The following is a 15,925-nucleotide window of genomic DNA, read 5'->3' on the forward strand; positions in this document are numbered from 1 at the left end:
GTCACCACCGACCCCTCCCACCACCGAGATTGACGCAGACACCGCACGTGAATGTCATCACCGCGCGTGACTGCCGTTCCACGAGCGCGACCGGCACGCCCCCCGCGACCTCGACCGGCGAGGGCGCTCGGGTGTTCGCTCGGCACCGACATGAATGCCATCACCGTGGGTGACTGCACGTTCCACGCGCCTCGGTGCTCCCGGCCGGAGAGGTCGCCCCGGCCGGTACCTACAATGGACGGCGCGGGGTCGGTGCGCTGTCGCCTGGGATCGTGCCGGTCGTGCCGAGCCAGGCGGGATCGGGCCCGAAGAACAATGCCCGCCGCTCGACGCATTCGAGCCGTGGTAGGTTCGGCGCGCCAGGAGCACCCCCCGTGGGCATCGACCTCTCCCTCCACCTCACGTCCCATTCCGCTCCCCGTCCCCGCGACCCCGCGGATCGGCTCGTCGCCTCGGCCAGGGGCTTCGTCCCGATCGCGTGGTGGATCCTGTTCGTGCCCGGCGACGGCGTGATGGGTCCGTACGGCCTCGCCCTGATCACCCGCACGGACGCCGCGCTCGACCGGCTGCGACGGCGGGGCCCGGAGATCCGCGCGGCAGCCGGTCGGCACGCGCTCGGCTTGCGGGCCATCGAGGCCGCGCTGACAGGCGCCCCGTCCATGTTTCTGCGGGCGGAGCTGCACGAGCTGTACGAACGCGTGCCCGACCTCGCGAAGCTGTGTGACCTGGACCGGCTGGATGTGTGGCCGCAGCAGCTCGAACGCGGTCGTATCGTGGCGACGAAGCAGCACGGCGGCTCCCTCGCGGACGCGGTGGTCGGCGCCGTCCCGGAGCATGCGGTGGAGCTGCCGGACCCGGCGACCCTGGAGGCCCGCACCCTGGCCGCGCTACGCGACGGAGACTCGTCCGAGCTCGACCTGCTGGAGGAGGCGCTCGCGCGGCAGCTCGTCGAGGCGTACGCGCCGTGGCTGGAGCTGACCCGCCGGCGCTGGGGCCGGGGCAGCCTAGAGGCCGAGGCGCAGGAGGTGCTGACGGCGCTCGCGGAGGGTCGACCCGAGCCGTTCGCCCCGCTCGCCAGGTCCTACGTACACCACGCCGCGTACGCGCTCTCGGAGGCCGCGGGCCTCTGTCATGACCGCCGCCGCTGGGTGCTGCATCGGGCGCTGCGGGGCGCGACCGAGCCGCTGGCCGCGCCGGTCGCCCTCGCCCTCAAAGTGGCCTGCCCGAGCCTCGACGCGCTGTACGTCGCCGAGTGGCTCGACGGCGGGCCGCCGCCGTGGACGGTCGCCACCCCCGAGGCGGCGCTCGCGTGCCGGTTGGCCGCCGTCGGGGCGCCCGCCTGGTTGCTGTCGCCGCACGACCCGATCGCGGCGGCCGAACGGGCGCTCGGCCGCCGCGACGCGGGGTTTTACGGCACGGCGAAGCCGGTCGCGCTGGCTGACGCGCCGGACCTCGCGGTGTCCCGCGCGCTCGGTCTGTCCGCAGAGGCGGCGCGTGGCTGGCTCCCCGAGGACGCCGGCGACGACGCCCTGGCGACCGCCGCCGGCGCCGCCGCGGAGGCGCTGTGCAAGTCCGCCCGCGAGATCGACGGGCCGACCCGGGCCGCCCTGCGCGACCTCGCCGCGCCCGAGACGCCGTTCCTGGCCGGCGCCGACCGTGCCTGCGTTCGTCTGGCGCTCGGCGACCTCGACGCGCTGCCCACCCTGCTCGCCGACGAAGCGACCAGGGCGGCGGCGCTCGTGGCCGCCCTGCGGTCCGCGGGGGCAGGCGACCGCGCGCTCGACTGGCTGGCCGCTCGGGCCCGTTCCGGCGATCCAGCCGCCGCGGCGCTGGTGCTCGACACGCCGGGCGCCGACGACACGGCCCTGGCCGCCGCGCGCTCCGCCGCGGAGCCGGCCCTCCGCTACATCCCGAAGATCCGGGACCAGTGGGCCGAGGGGCTCATCTCGACCGCCGAGCTCGACAGGGCGCTCGCCGACATCGCAGAGCTCGCCCGCGCTCTCGGCCCGGACGGCGCGCCGCTCCGGGAAGCGCTCGCCGACTGACGTCCCGCGCCATCCTCGACTCGGCGGACCTCGGCCGAATCATCGCACCACGGCGCCGATTGTTTTTTAAACAATGCGGACGCCGCGGCGTCGCTCGTTCCTCCGCGCACGCGAGGTGAGTGCGTCCTCGATTCGCCGGAGCATCGGCGAGACGTGCGCAGAATCGCCAGGTACGACGATCCAAACTCCTGCGACTTGCAGTGGCGCATGAACGACGCGCCCCCCGCGGAGCTCGAGGGGCCTCGCAGCGAGGTGCTGCTGCCCAAATCGACGCGCGGCATTCGTATCAATGCGCCTCGCCCCAGCTCTGGCCGACGCCGATGCCGACCTCGAGCGGCACGTCGAGCGGGTACGGGTGCTCCATCGCCCGCCGGGCCACCGCGGTGGTCGCCTCGACCTCGGCCTCGGGCACCTCGAACACCAGCTCGTCGTGGACTTGCAGCAGCATGCGCGCGTTCGGGGCCGCGGCCGGCAGCTCGCGGTCGATCTGCAGCATCGCCAGCTTGCACAGATCGGCCGCCGAGCCCTGGATCGGCGTATTGGCGGCGATCCGCTCGCCGGCGGCGCGGTCGGTGTCGTTGCGGCTGGTCAGCTCGGGGATCCAGCGGCGCCGGCCGAGCAGCGTGGTGACGTAGCCGTTGGTGTGCGCCTCGGCGATCGTGCGGTCGAGCCAGCGGCGGACCTCGGCGTAGTACTCGAAGTACTGCTCGATGTAGCTCTGCGCGTCCTTGCGGGCGATGCCGAGGATCTGCCCCAGCGCAGTCGCCCCCTGGCCGTAGATCGTGGCGAAGTTGACGGTCTTGCCGACGTTGCGCTGCTCCTTCGTCACCGCCTCGGGCGCGACGCGGAACAGCAGCGCGGCGGTGCGGCGGTGGAGGTCGAGCTTGTCGCGGAACGCCTCGAGCAGGCGTGGGTCCTTGCTGAAGTGGGCCAGCACGCGCAGCTCGATCTGGCTCCAATCGGCGGAGATGATCCGGCGGCCCTCCGGCGCGACGAAGGCCCGGCGGATCCGCTGGCCCTCGGGCGTGCGCACCGGCGTGCGCTGCAGGTCGGGGTCGGTGGAGATGAGGCGGCCCGACACGCCGACGGTCTGCTGGAAGCTCGCGTGGATCCGCCCGGTCTCCGGCGCGATCGCGTCGCGCAGCACGTCGGTGTACGTGTTGATCAGCTTGGCCAGCTCGCGCTGCGCCAGCACCTCGCGGGCGATCTCGTGCTTGGGCGCCAGCCGCTCGAGCACCTCGGCGTCGGTCGAATAGCCGGTCTTGTTCTTCTTGATGACCGGCAGCTTGAGCTCCTCGAACAGCACGTCGGCCAGCTGCTTGGTCGAGCCGATGTTGAACTCGTGCCCGGCGAGCGCGTAGATCCGGGCCTCGATCTCCGCCTTGCGTTTCTGGAACTCCTCGCTCATGCGCGTGAGGTCGTCGCGGTCGACGCGGATGCCGGCCAGCTCCATGCGCGCCAGCACGTACGCCAGCGGGCGCTCGACCGCCTCGTAGTGGGCCGCCTGGCCCGCCTCGACCAGGCGCTTCTGCAGCACCGGCGCCAGCGCGAGGACCACGTCGGCCAGCTGGGCCGCGTAGGTGGCCGCGGCGGTGACCTCGACGGCGCTCGGCGGCCGGGCCGACTTGCCGCTCTTGAGCAGGGTGGTGACCGCGGGGATCGATCGTTGCACGTACTCGCGAGCGACCTGGTCGAGGCCGTGCGGGATGCACTTGACCGGGTCGACGAGGAACGACGCGACCATGGTGTCGAGGAGCTCGCCGCCGAGCGTGAGGCCGTGGCGCCAGGCGAGGATCGCCAGCTGCTTGAGGTCGTGCACGTATTTGGGCCGGGTCGTGTCGCTGAGCAGCGGACCGACGAGCGCGACCGCGGCGTCGCCGAGCGCCCCGCCGACGCCGCGGAAGGCCAGGTAGATCGCCTTGCGGTCGGCGCTGGCGATCGCCACGCCGACCAGCTGCGCGTGGTGGACCCGCGTCGGCGGCTCGTACAGCGGCACCATCGCCACGGCCTGCCCGGCAGGCAAGGCGGCGATCGCCGCGCGCGCGGCCTCGACGGTGGCCGGCACCTCGACCTCGATGTCGGGCGCGTCTCCGACCTTGGCGTCGCCGCCGCCGGTCAGCAGCGAGAAGAACTCGAGCTCGCGGTAGAGCGCGTCGAGCTCCTTGGGGTCGGGCGGGCTGAGCCGGAGGGCGTCGAGCGTGACGTCGAGGTCGACGCGCTCGTCGACGGTGGCCAGGTGGCGCCACAGCTTGACCGCCTCGCGGTGCTCCTCGAGCGCGGCCTTCTGCTTGCCCTTGAGCTCGCCCAGGTGCTCGTACACGCCGTCGAGCGAGCCGTACTTCTCGAGCAGGCCGGCGGCGCCCTTCTGGCCGATGCCGGGCACGCCGGGGATGTTGTCGACGCTGTCGCCCATCAGCGCCAGGAGGTCGGGGATCCGCGCCGGCGGGACGCCCCACTTCTTGCGCACCAGCTCGGCGTCGTAGGTGACGTCGCGCATCGTGTCCTGCATGCGCACGCCGTCGCCGACCATCTGCGCGAGGTCCTTGTCGCCGGCGACGATCACGACCTCGAGCCCGGCCTCGACGCCGCGCCGCGCCAGGGTGGCGATGATGTCGTCGGCCTCGTAGCCCGGCCGGCGCAGCAGCGGGAACCGATTGGTCGCCACCAGGCGGTCGATGACCGGCAGCTGCTGCGCGAGCTCGCCCGGCATCGCCGGCCGCTGCGCCTTGTACTGCGGGTACTTCAGCTCGCGGTGCGTCGGCGCCGACGAGTCGAACACGACCGCCCCGCGCTCCGGCATGCGGCCGGAGAACAGCTTGCGGAACATGGTCGCGAAGCCGAAGATCGCGTTCGTCGGCAGCCCGGTCTTGGTCGCCAGGTTGGCCGGGATCGCAAAGAAGGCCCGGTAGATGAGCCAGGAGCCGTCGACGAGCACGAGCCGCTCTGCCTTCGCCATGCGCGGCATCATACGCCGGGGCGCGTTCGCGCGCGACCCCTCCCCGGGCCCGATCGCGAAGAAGCAGCGAGCGGCCGCCCGCGCCCGGCGTCGATCGCACGATGCTCCCGCGGCCGGCGCCGGCCCGCGCCGACGTCGGGGTGCCGCGCGCCCACTCGGCCGCGAGCCTCGCGACGACGATCGCCGGCCGAGCACGCGTCGGCCCCCGGTCCGATCGCCGGCCCGCGCGACGCGATCGATTGCGAGGACGATCGTCCGCGCGGTGAGCCGGATCTCGCGCGCCGACGCCCGCTCCCATGATTGACGCCTGCAGTCAAATCGCCGCAGCGTCGCCGACGATCGCGTCGACCCGCGTCGGCCCGCGCGTGGCCGCGCGAGTCGGGACGCCACACTTCCGGCGTTCGCCGAGCCACGGGCTGTTCTGCGCAGCCCACCTCGGCGCCGCGTATGTTGAATGGGCCCGCGAGCGCCCGACACGTGGTCGCCGCCGGCGAACTTTAACCTGGCCCGAGGGCCAGGTACGATGTGCCGCGCGGCCGCGACATGTGCGACGGGTCGCATGAAATCTCGGGCCCGCCGCGCACATTCATCGCCACGGAGAGCGTGATGCGGCCGGGCCGGTGGGGAGTGACGATCATGGAAGCGCTGAGCCTCGGACTGCTCGTCGCGCGCCCGGTCGGCGCGACGCCGGTGTTGCGGGCGCAGATCGCCCAGCGCGGCGACTTCGTGATGCTGGGCAACACGCTCGCCCACGACTGCTCGCCCGTGACCCCGGCGCCGCTGGTCGGGACGGTCGGCGACTGCGGTGCGTCGATCGTCGACGGCGCGGCCGACGTGCTGTGGCGGGCCGACGCGCCGTTCGCCGGCAAGGCCGCGGCGCACGTGGCGATCGACGCCGACGACGCGCGCAGCTCGGCGGTGCTGCTGCTGCCGCCGGCGGCCGTGCCGACGCACGCGTTCCTGTACTGGGCCGCCCAGCTGGACATCGCCGGCGCCGACGCCAACGTCGAGCTCGAGCGGCCCGGCTTCCTCGACGTCGAGCTGGTGGCCGACGCCTGCTTCATCAGCGCCGACGGCAGCTACGTGTGCTCGGTCGACGTCAGCGAGCTGGTGATCGACCTCGGCCCGGGGCTGTTCCGCGTCGGCGGCGTCGAGGTGCGGCCGTTCGCGCACCTGTTCGACGAGGAGGTGTTCGCGGCCTGGTGGATGGTGGTGGTGTACGAGCGGTCGTTCGACCCGCTGCGCAGCATCAGCGTGATCGAGGGCATCGACGCCGTGCTGCCGCAGCTGCCGTGCGAGGCCCTGTTCGAGGGCTTCGTCATCCCGACCATCGGCGTCGGCGGCACCCTCGGCCTGGCCGGCCTCGCCGGCGACCACGACGTCATCGGCGACCAGGTGCTGCTCGCCGACTTCCCGCTGAGCGACGCGCTCAACCCGGTCGACGACTTCTTCAACGGCACCCGCTCGGCGTTCGGCTTCCCGGTGTCGATCGCCGGCGACCTGCCGCGCCTGTCCGGCCTCGCCGCCAGCACCTCGGGCCTCGACCTCGACATCCTCGACATCTCCGACCGCCTCGACCCGCTCCAGACCTCGCTGTCCCTGGCGGTCACGACCGCCGCCGACAGCCTCCTGCTGGCCACCGCGGTCGTCTCGATCACCACCGCCGCCCCCGACCTCTCGATCGTCGAGACCGTCGAGGACCTGAGCGGCGGCGCCTTCGTCCCCGGCGACATCGTCGAGTACACCATCGAGGTCACCAACATCGGCAACGACGACGCCGTCGACGTCGTCCTCACCGACGAGCTGCCGGCCGGGGTCACCTTCTTGCCCGGCACGCTCGAGGTCGTCGAGGGCGAGGAGCCCGGCCTGCTCTCCGACGTGGCGCTCGACGACGAGGGCGAGTGCCTCGACGACACGATCGTCATCCGCCTCGGCATCGGCGCCGACGAGGTGAACGGCGGCGAGCTGCCGGTCGGCGACTCGACCCTCGTCCGCTTCCAGGTCGTCATCGACGACGAGGCCGAGGGCATCATCTCCCACCAGGCCACGGTCGAGGCCGCGGGCGAGCTCGGCGCGGCCGTGGAGGAGTTCACCTCGGAGGAGTCGATCGAGTTCCTGGTCGAGGAGTGCGACGAGTCGAGCCCCTGCCCGTTCGACGTCCCCCTGTGCGACCTCGGCCCGGTGCCGAACGTGTGCGTCGAGTGCCTCGAAGACGGCGACTGCGACGAGGGCGAGGCGTGCGACCCGCTGACCAGCACCTGCGAGTGCGAGGCCACCGGCCCCGAGCTGTGCGACGGCCTCGACAACGACTGCGACGAGGACATCGACGAGGACTTCGACCTCGGCGACCCGTGCACCGCCGGCCTCGGCGAGTGCCTCGCCGACGGCGAGCTGGTGTGCGACGACATGGGCGGCGTCGTCTGCGACGCGGTCCCCGGCCAGCCCGTGGCGGAGCTGTGCGACGGCCTCGACAACGACTGCGACGGCGACATCGACGGCGCCTGCGCGGCCTGCAAGTTCGACAGCGAGTGCGGCGGGTTCTTCGAGGGGCGGGTGTGCCTGCTCGGCTTCTGCATCGACGGCTGCCGCGGCGTCGGCAACTACTGTCCCGTGGGGCTGGAGTGCTCGTCGCCCGACCTGGCGATCGGCGAGTGCGTGGAGATCAAGCTGGGAGACGACGAGCTCGACGACCTCGTCGACGACAAGGCCAACGAGATCCTCGGCTGCACCTGCGACGACCGCCCCGGCGACGGCGCCGGGCCGGTGCTGCTCATTTTGGCCGTGCTGGCCCGCCTGCGCCCCCGCGCCCGCGCCCGCTGACGTCTCGGCGTTCGCCGGAGCGCGGCGACCTCGAGGCGCGGCGCGCTCACCCGAGCGACCACGAGGACGCCATGCGGCGCACGACCTCCTCGCCGACGGCTCGGCGCGTCACATGCGGATGATCTCGCCGCGGTGGTAGCTGAGCTTGCGGCCCTCCGGGTCGAACACGAACACGCAGTCGTCCTCGCCGACGCTGGCGGCGCGGTGCGGCCCGAGCTCGAACAGCAGGAAGGAGCGCTGGTTGAGGCCGACGCAGGCGTGGTGGCGGAAGCGGCGCGCCAGGTAGGACAGGTTGTCCGGATCGTCGGTCTGGATCCGCTCCGTGCAGTGGGGGAACAGCTGGATGTCGCGGACCAGCGCCAGGCCGCGGTCGTACAGCTGGAAGTCGCGGCGCTTGGTGGCGAAGTCGTCGTAGATGATCACCCGCTCGCACAGCACCATCGCCCCGGCCGACATCGCCACCAGCTGCGTGCCGCGGCGCAGCGCCTCGGCCAGCACGTCGCGCAGGCGGAAGAACCGCAGCGCGTCGAGCAGCAGATCGAGGTGGCCGCCGAACAGGATGATGCTGCTCGCCGACAGGATCCGCTGCTCCAGCCGCTGCTGCGCGGCGCGCCAGGCCGGGTCGTACTGCAGACCCACCGCGTCGAAGGTGCGCTGCTCGATCTGGTCGAGCAGATTGACCAGGTGGTCGTCGTTCGCCTCGAGCGTGTCGAGCGCGTGCCGCAGCTCGCGCGACAGCGTGTAGCGCAGCAGCTTGCCGCCGGTGCCGTAATGGCCCTGATCGCCGGCCAGCCGGGCCACCGTGATCGACGGGTCCTCGCGCTTGGCGACCGCCAGGGTGCGGCGGAACAGCTGGATCAGGTGGGCGTTGTGCTCGAGGTAGAAGGCCCGCGCCATCTCGGCGATCCGCCGCTCCTCGTGCCACGCCGCCAGCAGCCGCGGGGCCGAGCGCGCCAGCCCGCGGACCTCGTGCAGCAGCGAGAGGTTGACCAGGTTGGTGTCGTAGCCGTTCTCGAACCGCGACGGCAGGCCGATGCCGTTGAGCGCCCGCTTGACGTGCCCCTCGTCGTGCTCGCCGTCGCCCCAGGCGGCCGTGACGAGCACGACTCGCCGCGAGCGGGCGATCTCGGGGTCTTCGTGCCGCGACGACAGCAGCAGCGGCGCCGCCGTCTGCACCAGGGCGTCGACGGTCTCGGCGTTGCCATTGAAAAGAACCGCACCTCGCATGCGGCTGCGATGGTATCGCAATCACGCCGCGCCGGCCCGCGCACATGGCGCCGTGCGGACCGCGCCGGACCGGCGCCTGGGCGCGCCCCGACCCATGTTTGGGGACGTCGCGCGGTCGCCGTCGTGCTGCCCGTGCCGCCGACGAGCCTCGGGCCCGCCACCACAGCGCGCTGTGAAGCGAAGGGAGCGCAGGCAATTCATCACAGGCAACGGATCGCCGATCGCGGGCCGCGCCTGCGAGGCCGCCCGAGGTGGGACGCAGCCGCGCGAGCGCGGGCAGGCGCGGAACTCGTGGAGAGACGCACGATCGCCGGGCGCCTGCGGCCGCGTCGCGGGGCGAATCCATCGAGCATGCCCCGGCTGAGAATCTCATGACATGTCCTTGAAGACATGCAATCTATCATCGCCGTCCGAGCGCGAGTCCTCTCATGACGGCGCCCACGCTCCGGCGAATCCCTACCATGCGAGCAGGTCGCAGGCACGGCGCCGCCCCGCGCGAGGTGAATGCCCTGTCCGCAAGGACATGCCGATCCCGGCCGCTCCGGGCCGCCGCCATGCGCTGCTGAGAAAGCATCCGCGCGACGCGCTCGCGTCGACCGAGCGCCCTCTCCTCTTGAAGGGCCAGCGAGGGCCGCCTCGCCGCAGGAGCCGAGCCAGGGCCCCGGCGATGCGCGGCTCGATGCGCGCGCGCGCATCGGACGATGCGCGCGCACCCGGCTCTTGTGTTCGGGGCCGCCTCCGCCGGCCGAGGTCGTTGGCACGAATGCTGCTCGGCGCGGGCGACCAGGAGTATTGCATGATCTTCGCACGACGTAGCCTCGCGGCCCTCGCCGCAGCCTTTCTCTCCCTCGGCGCCACCCCGGCCTCTGCCGCCCCGATCGACAACCCCGGTACGACCACCTTCGCTTGGCCCAGCGGCGCCTCGCCCCTCCTCGCATTCAACTCGACCTACAAGCTGCACCAGGCCGGCAGCTCCCTCGATCTCGACGTCTTCAGCGACGGCAGCTTCCTGTTCGTCGGCGCCACCACTGCCTACGAGACGGTCTCGCCCGCGGTCACAGTGGCTGCGCAGACGCTGAAGGCCCAGCTCCAGATCATCGACGTGCTCGGCGCCCTCGACGCCGCGACCGGCGACTGGGACGTCACCCTCACCGTCCGTGTCCGCTTCCAGACCGCCGGCAACGCCTTGCCGTCGTCGTGCAATACGACCTTCTTCGACATCCAGGTGATCGAGCAGAACCCGCAGCCGGGCTTCGTCCGCTTCGACCTCGACCCCTCGGAGCCGTTCGTCATCCCGGCAGTCACCGCCGCGGCGTGCGGCGGTGCGGCCAACGCCAGCGCGATCAACAGCGCCCTCGGGCTCGGCGGCGGCACCCCGGCGTTCGAGTTCTACAAGGTCCAGCAGAGCCCGACCCTGGTCGGGAGCTGAACCCCGCCGCGCCGCGGATGCACATCACCCGCGCCGCGCGCAGCAAGAGCGCGCCGTCCAGCGAGGGCCCGGCGACGTCGGCCCTCACCGCCCGACCTCGGCCTGTCCGCGCCGACCTGCAGAGCAGGCCGCGGTCGCCCATGCACGCGCTCGCGGGCCTGCGGCCGACCGGCGGCCGTCGAGATGGCCTGCGAGATGGCCTGCGAGATGGCCTGCGAGATGGCCTGCGAGATGGCCTGCGAGATGGCCTGCGAGCCGGCCGACTCGCACTGCTTCGCTCGGCCGACCATGCACCTTCGGACATGCCCTTCAAGACATGTCCGATCGTTCAGCTTCTCCGCACTCACCGCCCCGGCTCGAACAGCACCCGCCACGGCACCACGGCGATCTCGCCGGAGGTGGTCGGCGGGTACAGCGTGGACGCGGCGATGTCGGCCACGCACGCGCCGACCTCGGGGGCCTCGCGGATGTTCTCCAGAATCGCCACCGCGCGCGCGCGGCCGTCGCCGGCGATGGCGATCTCCAGAGCCACGCGCCCGTGCAGCGTCAGCTGCCGCGCGAGCGAGCGGCGATAGCAGTCGCCGAGCTCGAGGCGGCGCTCGGCCATCGCGAGGACCACGTTGGCCTGGTCGAGCGGGTCGACGCCGATGAACGCCGGCTCGCGGCGGGCCGGGCACAGCACCGGCTCGGCGCCGCAGCCCCGGCGCATGAACTCGGCCGCGTCCGGCTCGCCGAGCCCGGCCGCCGCGGAGATGCACGAAGGGGCATGTCCTCCGAGACAGGCGGAGACGTACAGCGACGTCGCGGCCGCCGGGTCGCGCTGGAGCCCCTCGCCGCGCTCGAACGCCCGGGCCAGCGCGGCGCAGCCGAACGGGCTGGCCAGGTCGCAGGCCCGGCGGGCGTACGCGGCCGACAGCGGCAGCTCGCCGAGCTCGCGGTACTGCGCGGCCATCTCGACGCACGCCGGGCCGTCGCCGCGGTCGCAGCGGTCGGCCAGCACGTCGTAGGCGCTGGCGGGCGGCGGGGGCGAGGTCTCGGGCTCCATGGGCACATGGCAACCCGGCGGCGACAGGACCGTCGCCGCCAGCGCCACGAGCCGAAGGCACCGGCCCTTCATGCTCTCAGCATGCCACGCCTCGCGCTCGTCGGCGACGCCGGCCGGCGACTCGGGACTCGCGCGACTCGCGGGCTCCGCCCCGATCGTCGGCCGTCGCCCCCAGCCGACGCGCAGAGTCGCCCCTCGCCCGGCGAACGGCGTCCGCGAGCCGGGGCCCCGGCGGGCGACCGGAGGCTCCCGCCGCAGCTCGCGCGGTCAGCCGTCGCGGCGGTCGTACCAGGCGCGCACCGAGGCCGGCACCTGGTCGGCGACCGGCGAATCGATGACGAGGCCCACCACCTCTCGCAGCGCCCAGTCGACCAGGCGATGCGGCGGCTTGCGGTGGTGCGCCTGCCAGCGCGGGAGGACCACCTCCGCGAACCGCCCGAGGCTCCACCGGTGCCACGCGTCGAGCTGCGTGCCCCCCGCCTCGCCGTCCTCCCGCCGCGCGACGAAGGCGATCGGGTGCCGGCGGTGCAGCGCCAGCAGCCACGTTCGCAGGTCGGCCTCGAAGGCGCGGCTCTGCTTCAGGTTCGGGAACGGCTGGCCGACGCCGAAGCCGAACGAGTCCTCGTCGTCGAGATCGATCTCCTTCGGCTCGCCGAGCTTCGCGTAGGCGATGCAGATGTGGAGGTTGATGAACTGGTCGCCGCTGCCCGCGTGCAGCACGAAACTGCCCCACTCGGGCGCGTGCCGGAACGGCTCCGGGATCGCCCGCTTCAGCCCCTTCCGCGCCGCCCGCGGCGGCGGCTCCTCGAACCACACATAGAGGCTGCCCCACTCGAAGTAACCGGCCAGCCCGGCGCCGAAGAACGGGAAGGGAAACTTCGCCGCGCGCGGCCTCGCGGGCCGCTCCTTCATCTCGCCCGCGCTCGCGACCTCGCCCGCGCGTCGCTTCGCCCCGCTCGTCGCCCGACGCGTGGTCGTCGCCCCGCGCTTCGTCTCACCCGCGCTCGCAACCTTCCCGCCGCGTCGCTTCGCCTCACCCGTCGCCCCGCGCCTCGTCACCTTCCCCGCCCTCGCAACCTTCCCGCCGCGTCGCTTCGCCTCACTCGTCGCCCCGCGCCTCGTCACCTTCCCCGCCCTCGCAACCTTCCCGCCGCCTCGCTTCGCCTCGCTCGTCGCCCCGCGCCTCGTCACCTTCCCCGCCCTCGCAACCTTCCCGCCGCCTCGCTTCACCTCGCTCGCAACTCCACTCGCGTCTCGCTTCACCTCGCTCGCCCCGCGCCGCTTCGCCTTCCCCGCCCTCGCAACCTCGCCGCCACCTCGCTTCACCTCGCTCGCAACTCCACTCGCGTCTCGCTTCGCCTCGCTCGCCCCGCCCCGCTTCGCCTTCCCCGCCCTCGCAACCTTCCCGCCGCCTCGCTTCCCGCCGCCTCGCTTCGCGCCGCTCGCAACTCCACTCGCGTCTCGCTTCACCTCGCTCGCCCCGCGCCGCTTCGCCTTCCCCGCCCTCGCAACCTCGCTGCCACCTCGCTTCGCGCCGCTCGCAACTCCACTCGCGTCTCGCTTCGCCTCGCTCGCCCCGCGCCGCTTCGCCTTCCCCGCGCTCGCAACCTTCCCGCCGCCTCGCTTCGCCTCGCTCGCAACTCCACTCGCGTCTCGCTTCGCCTCGCTCGCCCCGCGCCGCTTCGCCTTCCCCGCGCTCGCACCCTCGCCCGTGCGCGCTTTCGTCCCGTTCGCCTTCGTGCGGCCCGCGGGCTGCACTGCGGAGCGACGCGATGCTGCCGAAGAGGTGCGGCGCTTGGCGGGAGACGTGGCCATCGCGCGCAGTCTACCGCAAGCGCTCGCCCGCTGAGGCGCCAGTCACGGCGCCTCTCGACCGCGCACAAAAAAGCTTCGCTCCCGCAATTTTCCCCGCCGCACCGGCGACTCCACGCATGCGAGGTCGCTCGAGCGCGCTCGCATCGACCGGAGGATGATGTCGCCATGAGAGCGTTGCACGAGCGTGGGAGCTGGATCGCCGCCGTCCTGTGGATCGCCGCCGGATTGGCCCTCGGCGCGGCCGTGCGGGCCGGGCACGCGCGGGCCTACTCCCTCGATTGCGAGGAGAACGAGCTCGGCGAGCTGCTCGAGGTCCGCAGCGTCTCGGGCAACGCCGACCCGTCGACCCAGGCGTGGGGCAAGTTCTCGTGGCTCGACGTCCCGGACCGCTCGTTCGTCGCCTACGACGAGCTCGAGAGCGAGCCCGAGGCGATCGTCCTCGACCTGGCGCGGGAGGTCGAACGATGACCCTGCAACGACTGCGCAACGCCGTGCTGTTCGCCGCCGCCGTGCTGCTCGGCGCAGCGGCCCCGCTCGGCCTCGGCTGCAACGAGCCCTGCCCCGAGGAGCCGCCCGAGGGGCTCTACACCGTCGAGAGGGGACCCGCCGACTGGAAGGCCGGCGCCCGGATCGAGGTGACCGCCACGCGGATGATCGTCTCCTACGCCACCAGCGACGGCAACGAGTGGGAGGCCGAGTACATCCGCGTCCGCGATCCCTACTGATCGCGCGCTCGCATCCGCCGCGGCGCTGGCGCGCGCCGCGGCGACGTCATGCGCCGCGGATCACTTCGGCGCCAGCTTGGCCCGCGGGTACAGCACGATCTCGATCCGGCGGTTCTTCGCCTTCGACTTGCTGCTCGGCCGGTACTGCCCGAACGCCACCGCCGCGAGCCGCGACGGATCGATCTTCGCCTCGTCCTGCAGGTAGTGGACGACGGTCAGCGCGCGCGCGGCCGACAGCTCCCAGTTGGTGACGAACGGCAGCACCGCGTCGTTGGGCTCCGGCGGCTCCTCGCCCTTCGCTGCCTTCGGGTCGGCCTTGGCGTCCTTGGCGTCCTTGGCGTCCTTGGCGTTCTTGTCGCCTTTCTTGCTCTTCGCGTCCTCGCCCTTCTTCGGCTTGCGGATCACGATCGGCGAGTCGTCGGTGTGCCCCTGAACCCACACTTGCTTGTCCTCGATGTCCTTGAGGGCCGCGCCGACCTGCGCCAGCACCTCGCGGCCGTTGTCGGTCAGGTCGGCCTCGCCGACGGGGAACAGGATCTTGTCGACCAGCTCGACGCGCACCATCCCGTCCTCGGTGGTGACGTCGCCGAACTTGCCGACCACCTCGGTCAGCTTCTTCTGCAGCGCCTCGGCCTCGTCGGCCTTGGCCTTGAGCTCGGTCTCCGACTTGCGGAGCTGCTCGCCCTCGGTCTTCAGCGCGTCGAGCTCGCGCTTGGCCGCGGACAGCTCTTCCTCGAGCACCTGCACCCGCGGGTCCGGTCCGCGTTCGGCCTCGGGCCCCGCCTCGCGCGACGGACCCGCGGCCGGCCCGCTCGGTTGCTGCGCTCCGCAGGCGGAGCCTGCCATGAATGCCGCAATGGCGACGACTGCACGGAGATGCTTGTTCGGCATGCAGAAAGCGTAGCGGACTCGCGTCCGCCGCAGAAGCCCGCGATCGTCGAACGGTCGGCGGGCCGCGGTCGGGGTCGCTGGCCCGCACACCCGGCTTCGCGTGGCGAGCGCCCCGCGAATCTGACACTGTGGTGATTGTGGCGAGATCTTCGAAGCCGCCGATCGCCGGCTCCGCTCACCCCGATGTCCACCGAGGGTCCGCCTCGGACACGCTTCGCTGCAGCGAACCGCCCGTTTCCTGGCTATGTCCGCCGACGGGCCGGTTCGGACACGGCGCTTCGCCGTGATTGCGGTGACCTCGATCACGACTATGATTCAGCGACCGGGTGATCGGGGAATTCACCGGCCACGTTCGTCGCGCAATGCGCGGTCTCCTGCGGAGGGCGGAGATACACACATCGCACTCCCGAGAATGCGCGCGAAGATCACACATGTGGGGGCCTAGGGCCGCACACAGAACGGCGTTGGGGGCGGGCCTGCACCGACCTTCCGGCCGGATCACGAATATCCGGCGAATCCGACGTGACTATGAGCGGACTCGTCGATGAAAAAATAATGGTGCCTGGACGGAGCCGATCGTGCATTCTCAGTACCGCTTCGTGGCGCGAATGGCGCCCCGAGTGAGCGCATTCGTACGCGCGGACGAATGCGCGTCCGTCCACCATTCCTTGGTCATTACCAGCAATAGAGAGAGAACGTCATGAAGAACGACAAGAAGAGCAAGAAGCAGCTGAAGGACCTGTTCATCGAGGACCTCGGTCAGGTCACCGGCGGCAAGGGCCCGATCTACACCACCCTCGCCATCGGCGAGGAGGGGCCGGAGCCCACCACGCTCGCCATCGGCGAGGAGGACCCGCCGATGACCACCCTCGCCATCGGCGAGGAGGACCCCGCGACCACGAAGGCGCTGGGCGAGGAGTAGTCCTTCGCTGACTGCCGGGGGGCAGCGCGCTGCCCCCCGGCCCCTCGCTC

The 15,925-nt window shown here is 72.3% G+C and carries 12 protein-coding genes; 7 read left to right on the forward strand and 5 right to left on the reverse strand.

Features of this window, described 5'->3' with window-relative positions:
• Positions 1–281 precede the first annotated feature (281 nt).
• A complete protein-coding gene (locus O0S08_RS35975) occupies positions 282–2,045 on the forward strand; it encodes a hypothetical protein (protein WP_269033973.1) in 1,764 nt (587 codons plus the stop codon).
• Between the two features lie 286 nt (positions 2,046–2,331).
• Here O0S08_RS35975 and polA read toward each other — a convergent pair whose 3' ends face one another.
• Positions 2,332–5,001 carry a DNA polymerase I gene (polA, locus tag O0S08_RS35980; protein WP_269033974.1) on the reverse strand — a complete coding sequence of 890 codons (2,670 nt, stop codon included), beginning with the start codon at positions 4,999–5,001 and terminating at the stop codon, positions 2,332–2,334.
• 636 nt (positions 5,002–5,637) lie between these two features.
• Here polA and O0S08_RS35985 point away from each other — a divergent pair.
• A complete protein-coding gene (locus O0S08_RS35985; protein WP_269033975.1) occupies positions 5,638–7,821 on the forward strand; it encodes a MopE-related protein in 2,184 nt (727 codons plus the stop codon).
• A 108-nt stretch (positions 7,822–7,929) separates the two neighbouring features.
• On the opposite strand, the gene O0S08_RS35990 is transcribed toward O0S08_RS35985, so the two are convergent.
• A complete protein-coding gene (locus O0S08_RS35990) occupies positions 7,930–9,048 on the reverse strand; it encodes a Type 1 glutamine amidotransferase-like domain-containing protein (protein WP_269033976.1) in 1,119 nt (372 codons plus the stop codon).
• Between the two features lie 796 nt (positions 9,049–9,844).
• Between O0S08_RS35990 and O0S08_RS35995 the strand changes: the two genes are divergently transcribed.
• Positions 9,845–10,477 carry a hypothetical protein gene (locus tag O0S08_RS35995; protein ID WP_269033977.1) on the forward strand — a complete coding sequence of 211 codons (633 nt, stop codon included), beginning with the start codon at positions 9,845–9,847 and terminating at the stop codon, positions 10,475–10,477.
• Positions 10,478–10,820: 343 nt separating this feature from the next.
• On the opposite strand, the gene O0S08_RS36000 is transcribed toward O0S08_RS35995, so the two are convergent.
• On the reverse strand, positions 10,821–11,594 hold the full coding sequence (locus O0S08_RS36000) for a hypothetical protein (RefSeq protein ID WP_269033978.1): 774 nt from the start codon (positions 11,592–11,594) through the stop codon (positions 10,821–10,823).
• Positions 11,595–11,789: 195 nt separating this feature from the next.
• On the reverse strand, positions 11,790–12,434 hold the full coding sequence (locus tag O0S08_RS36005; protein WP_269033979.1) for a hypothetical protein: 645 nt from the start codon (positions 12,432–12,434) through the stop codon (positions 11,790–11,792).
• A gap of 58 nt (positions 12,435–12,492) precedes the next feature.
• On the opposite strand from O0S08_RS36005, the gene O0S08_RS36010 reads away from it, so the two are divergent.
• The 3 genes from O0S08_RS36010 (at position 12,493) to O0S08_RS36020 (ending at position 14,062) form a co-directional block, all read left to right on the forward strand.
• The gene (locus O0S08_RS36010; RefSeq protein WP_269033980.1) at positions 12,493–13,371 is read left to right on the forward strand and encodes a hypothetical protein; all 879 of its coding nucleotides are present in this window, start codon (positions 12,493–12,495) and stop codon (positions 13,369–13,371) included.
• A 131-nt stretch (positions 13,372–13,502) separates the two neighbouring features.
• Complete coding sequence (locus O0S08_RS36015) at positions 13,503–13,805, forward strand: hypothetical protein (RefSeq protein WP_269033981.1); 303 nt, start codon at positions 13,503–13,505, stop codon at positions 13,803–13,805.
• Positions 13,802–14,062 carry a hypothetical protein gene (locus O0S08_RS36020; protein WP_269033982.1) on the forward strand — a complete coding sequence of 87 codons (261 nt, stop codon included), beginning with the start codon at positions 13,802–13,804 and terminating at the stop codon, positions 14,060–14,062. The genes O0S08_RS36015 and O0S08_RS36020 overlap by 4 nt, the downstream gene beginning before the upstream one ends.
• 60 nt (positions 14,063–14,122) lie before the next feature.
• Here O0S08_RS36020 and O0S08_RS36025 read toward each other — a convergent pair whose 3' ends face one another.
• The gene (locus tag O0S08_RS36025) at positions 14,123–14,908 is read right to left on the reverse strand and encodes an OmpA/MotB family protein (protein WP_269033983.1); all 786 of its coding nucleotides are present in this window, start codon (positions 14,906–14,908) and stop codon (positions 14,123–14,125) included.
• Between the two features lie 745 nt (positions 14,909–15,653).
• On the opposite strand from O0S08_RS36025, the gene O0S08_RS36030 reads away from it, so the two are divergent.
• Positions 15,654–15,875: a hypothetical protein gene (locus tag O0S08_RS36030; protein WP_269033984.1), complete on the forward strand. Its 222-nt coding sequence runs from the start codon at positions 15,654–15,656 to the stop codon at positions 15,873–15,875.
• The last annotated feature ends 50 nt before the right edge of the window (positions 15,876–15,925 follow it).

Origin of the sequence: Nannocystis punicea (genome assembly GCF_026965555.1) — a bacterium.
In the GTDB taxonomy this organism is placed as follows: domain Bacteria; phylum Myxococcota_A; class Polyangia; order Nannocystales; family Nannocystaceae; genus Nannocystis; species Nannocystis punicea.

What these genes read in the sequence shown, in the direction of transcription:
- polA (WP_269033974.1), bottom strand. Translation starts at nt 5,001, where the DNA reads ATGGCGAAGGCAGAGCGGCTCGTGCTCGTCGACGGCTCCTGGCTCATC.
- O0S08_RS35985 (WP_269033975.1), top strand. Translation starts at nt 5,638, where the DNA reads ATGGAAGCGCTGAGCCTCGGACTGCTCGTCGCGCGCCCGGTCGGCGCG.
- O0S08_RS35990 (WP_269033976.1), bottom strand. Translation starts at nt 9,048, where the DNA reads ATGCGAGGTGCGGTTCTTTTCAATGGCAACGCCGAGACCGTCGACGCC.
- O0S08_RS35995 (WP_269033977.1), top strand. Translation starts at nt 9,845, where the DNA reads ATGATCTTCGCACGACGTAGCCTCGCGGCCCTCGCCGCAGCCTTTCTC.
- O0S08_RS36000 (WP_269033978.1), bottom strand. Translation starts at nt 11,594, where the DNA reads ATGAAGGGCCGGTGCCTTCGGCTCGTGGCGCTGGCGGCGACGGTCCTG.
- O0S08_RS36005 (WP_269033979.1), bottom strand. Translation starts at nt 12,434, where the DNA reads ATGAAGGAGCGGCCCGCGAGGCCGCGCGCGGCGAAGTTTCCCTTCCCG.
- O0S08_RS36015 (WP_269033981.1), top strand. Translation starts at nt 13,503, where the DNA reads ATGAGAGCGTTGCACGAGCGTGGGAGCTGGATCGCCGCCGTCCTGTGG.
- O0S08_RS36020 (WP_269033982.1), top strand. Translation starts at nt 13,802, where the DNA reads ATGACCCTGCAACGACTGCGCAACGCCGTGCTGTTCGCCGCCGCCGTG.
- O0S08_RS36025 (WP_269033983.1), bottom strand. Translation starts at nt 14,908, where the DNA reads ATGGCAGGCTCCGCCTGCGGAGCGCAGCAACCGAGCGGGCCGGCCGCG.
- O0S08_RS36030 (WP_269033984.1), top strand. Translation starts at nt 15,654, where the DNA reads ATGAAGAACGACAAGAAGAGCAAGAAGCAGCTGAAGGACCTGTTCATC.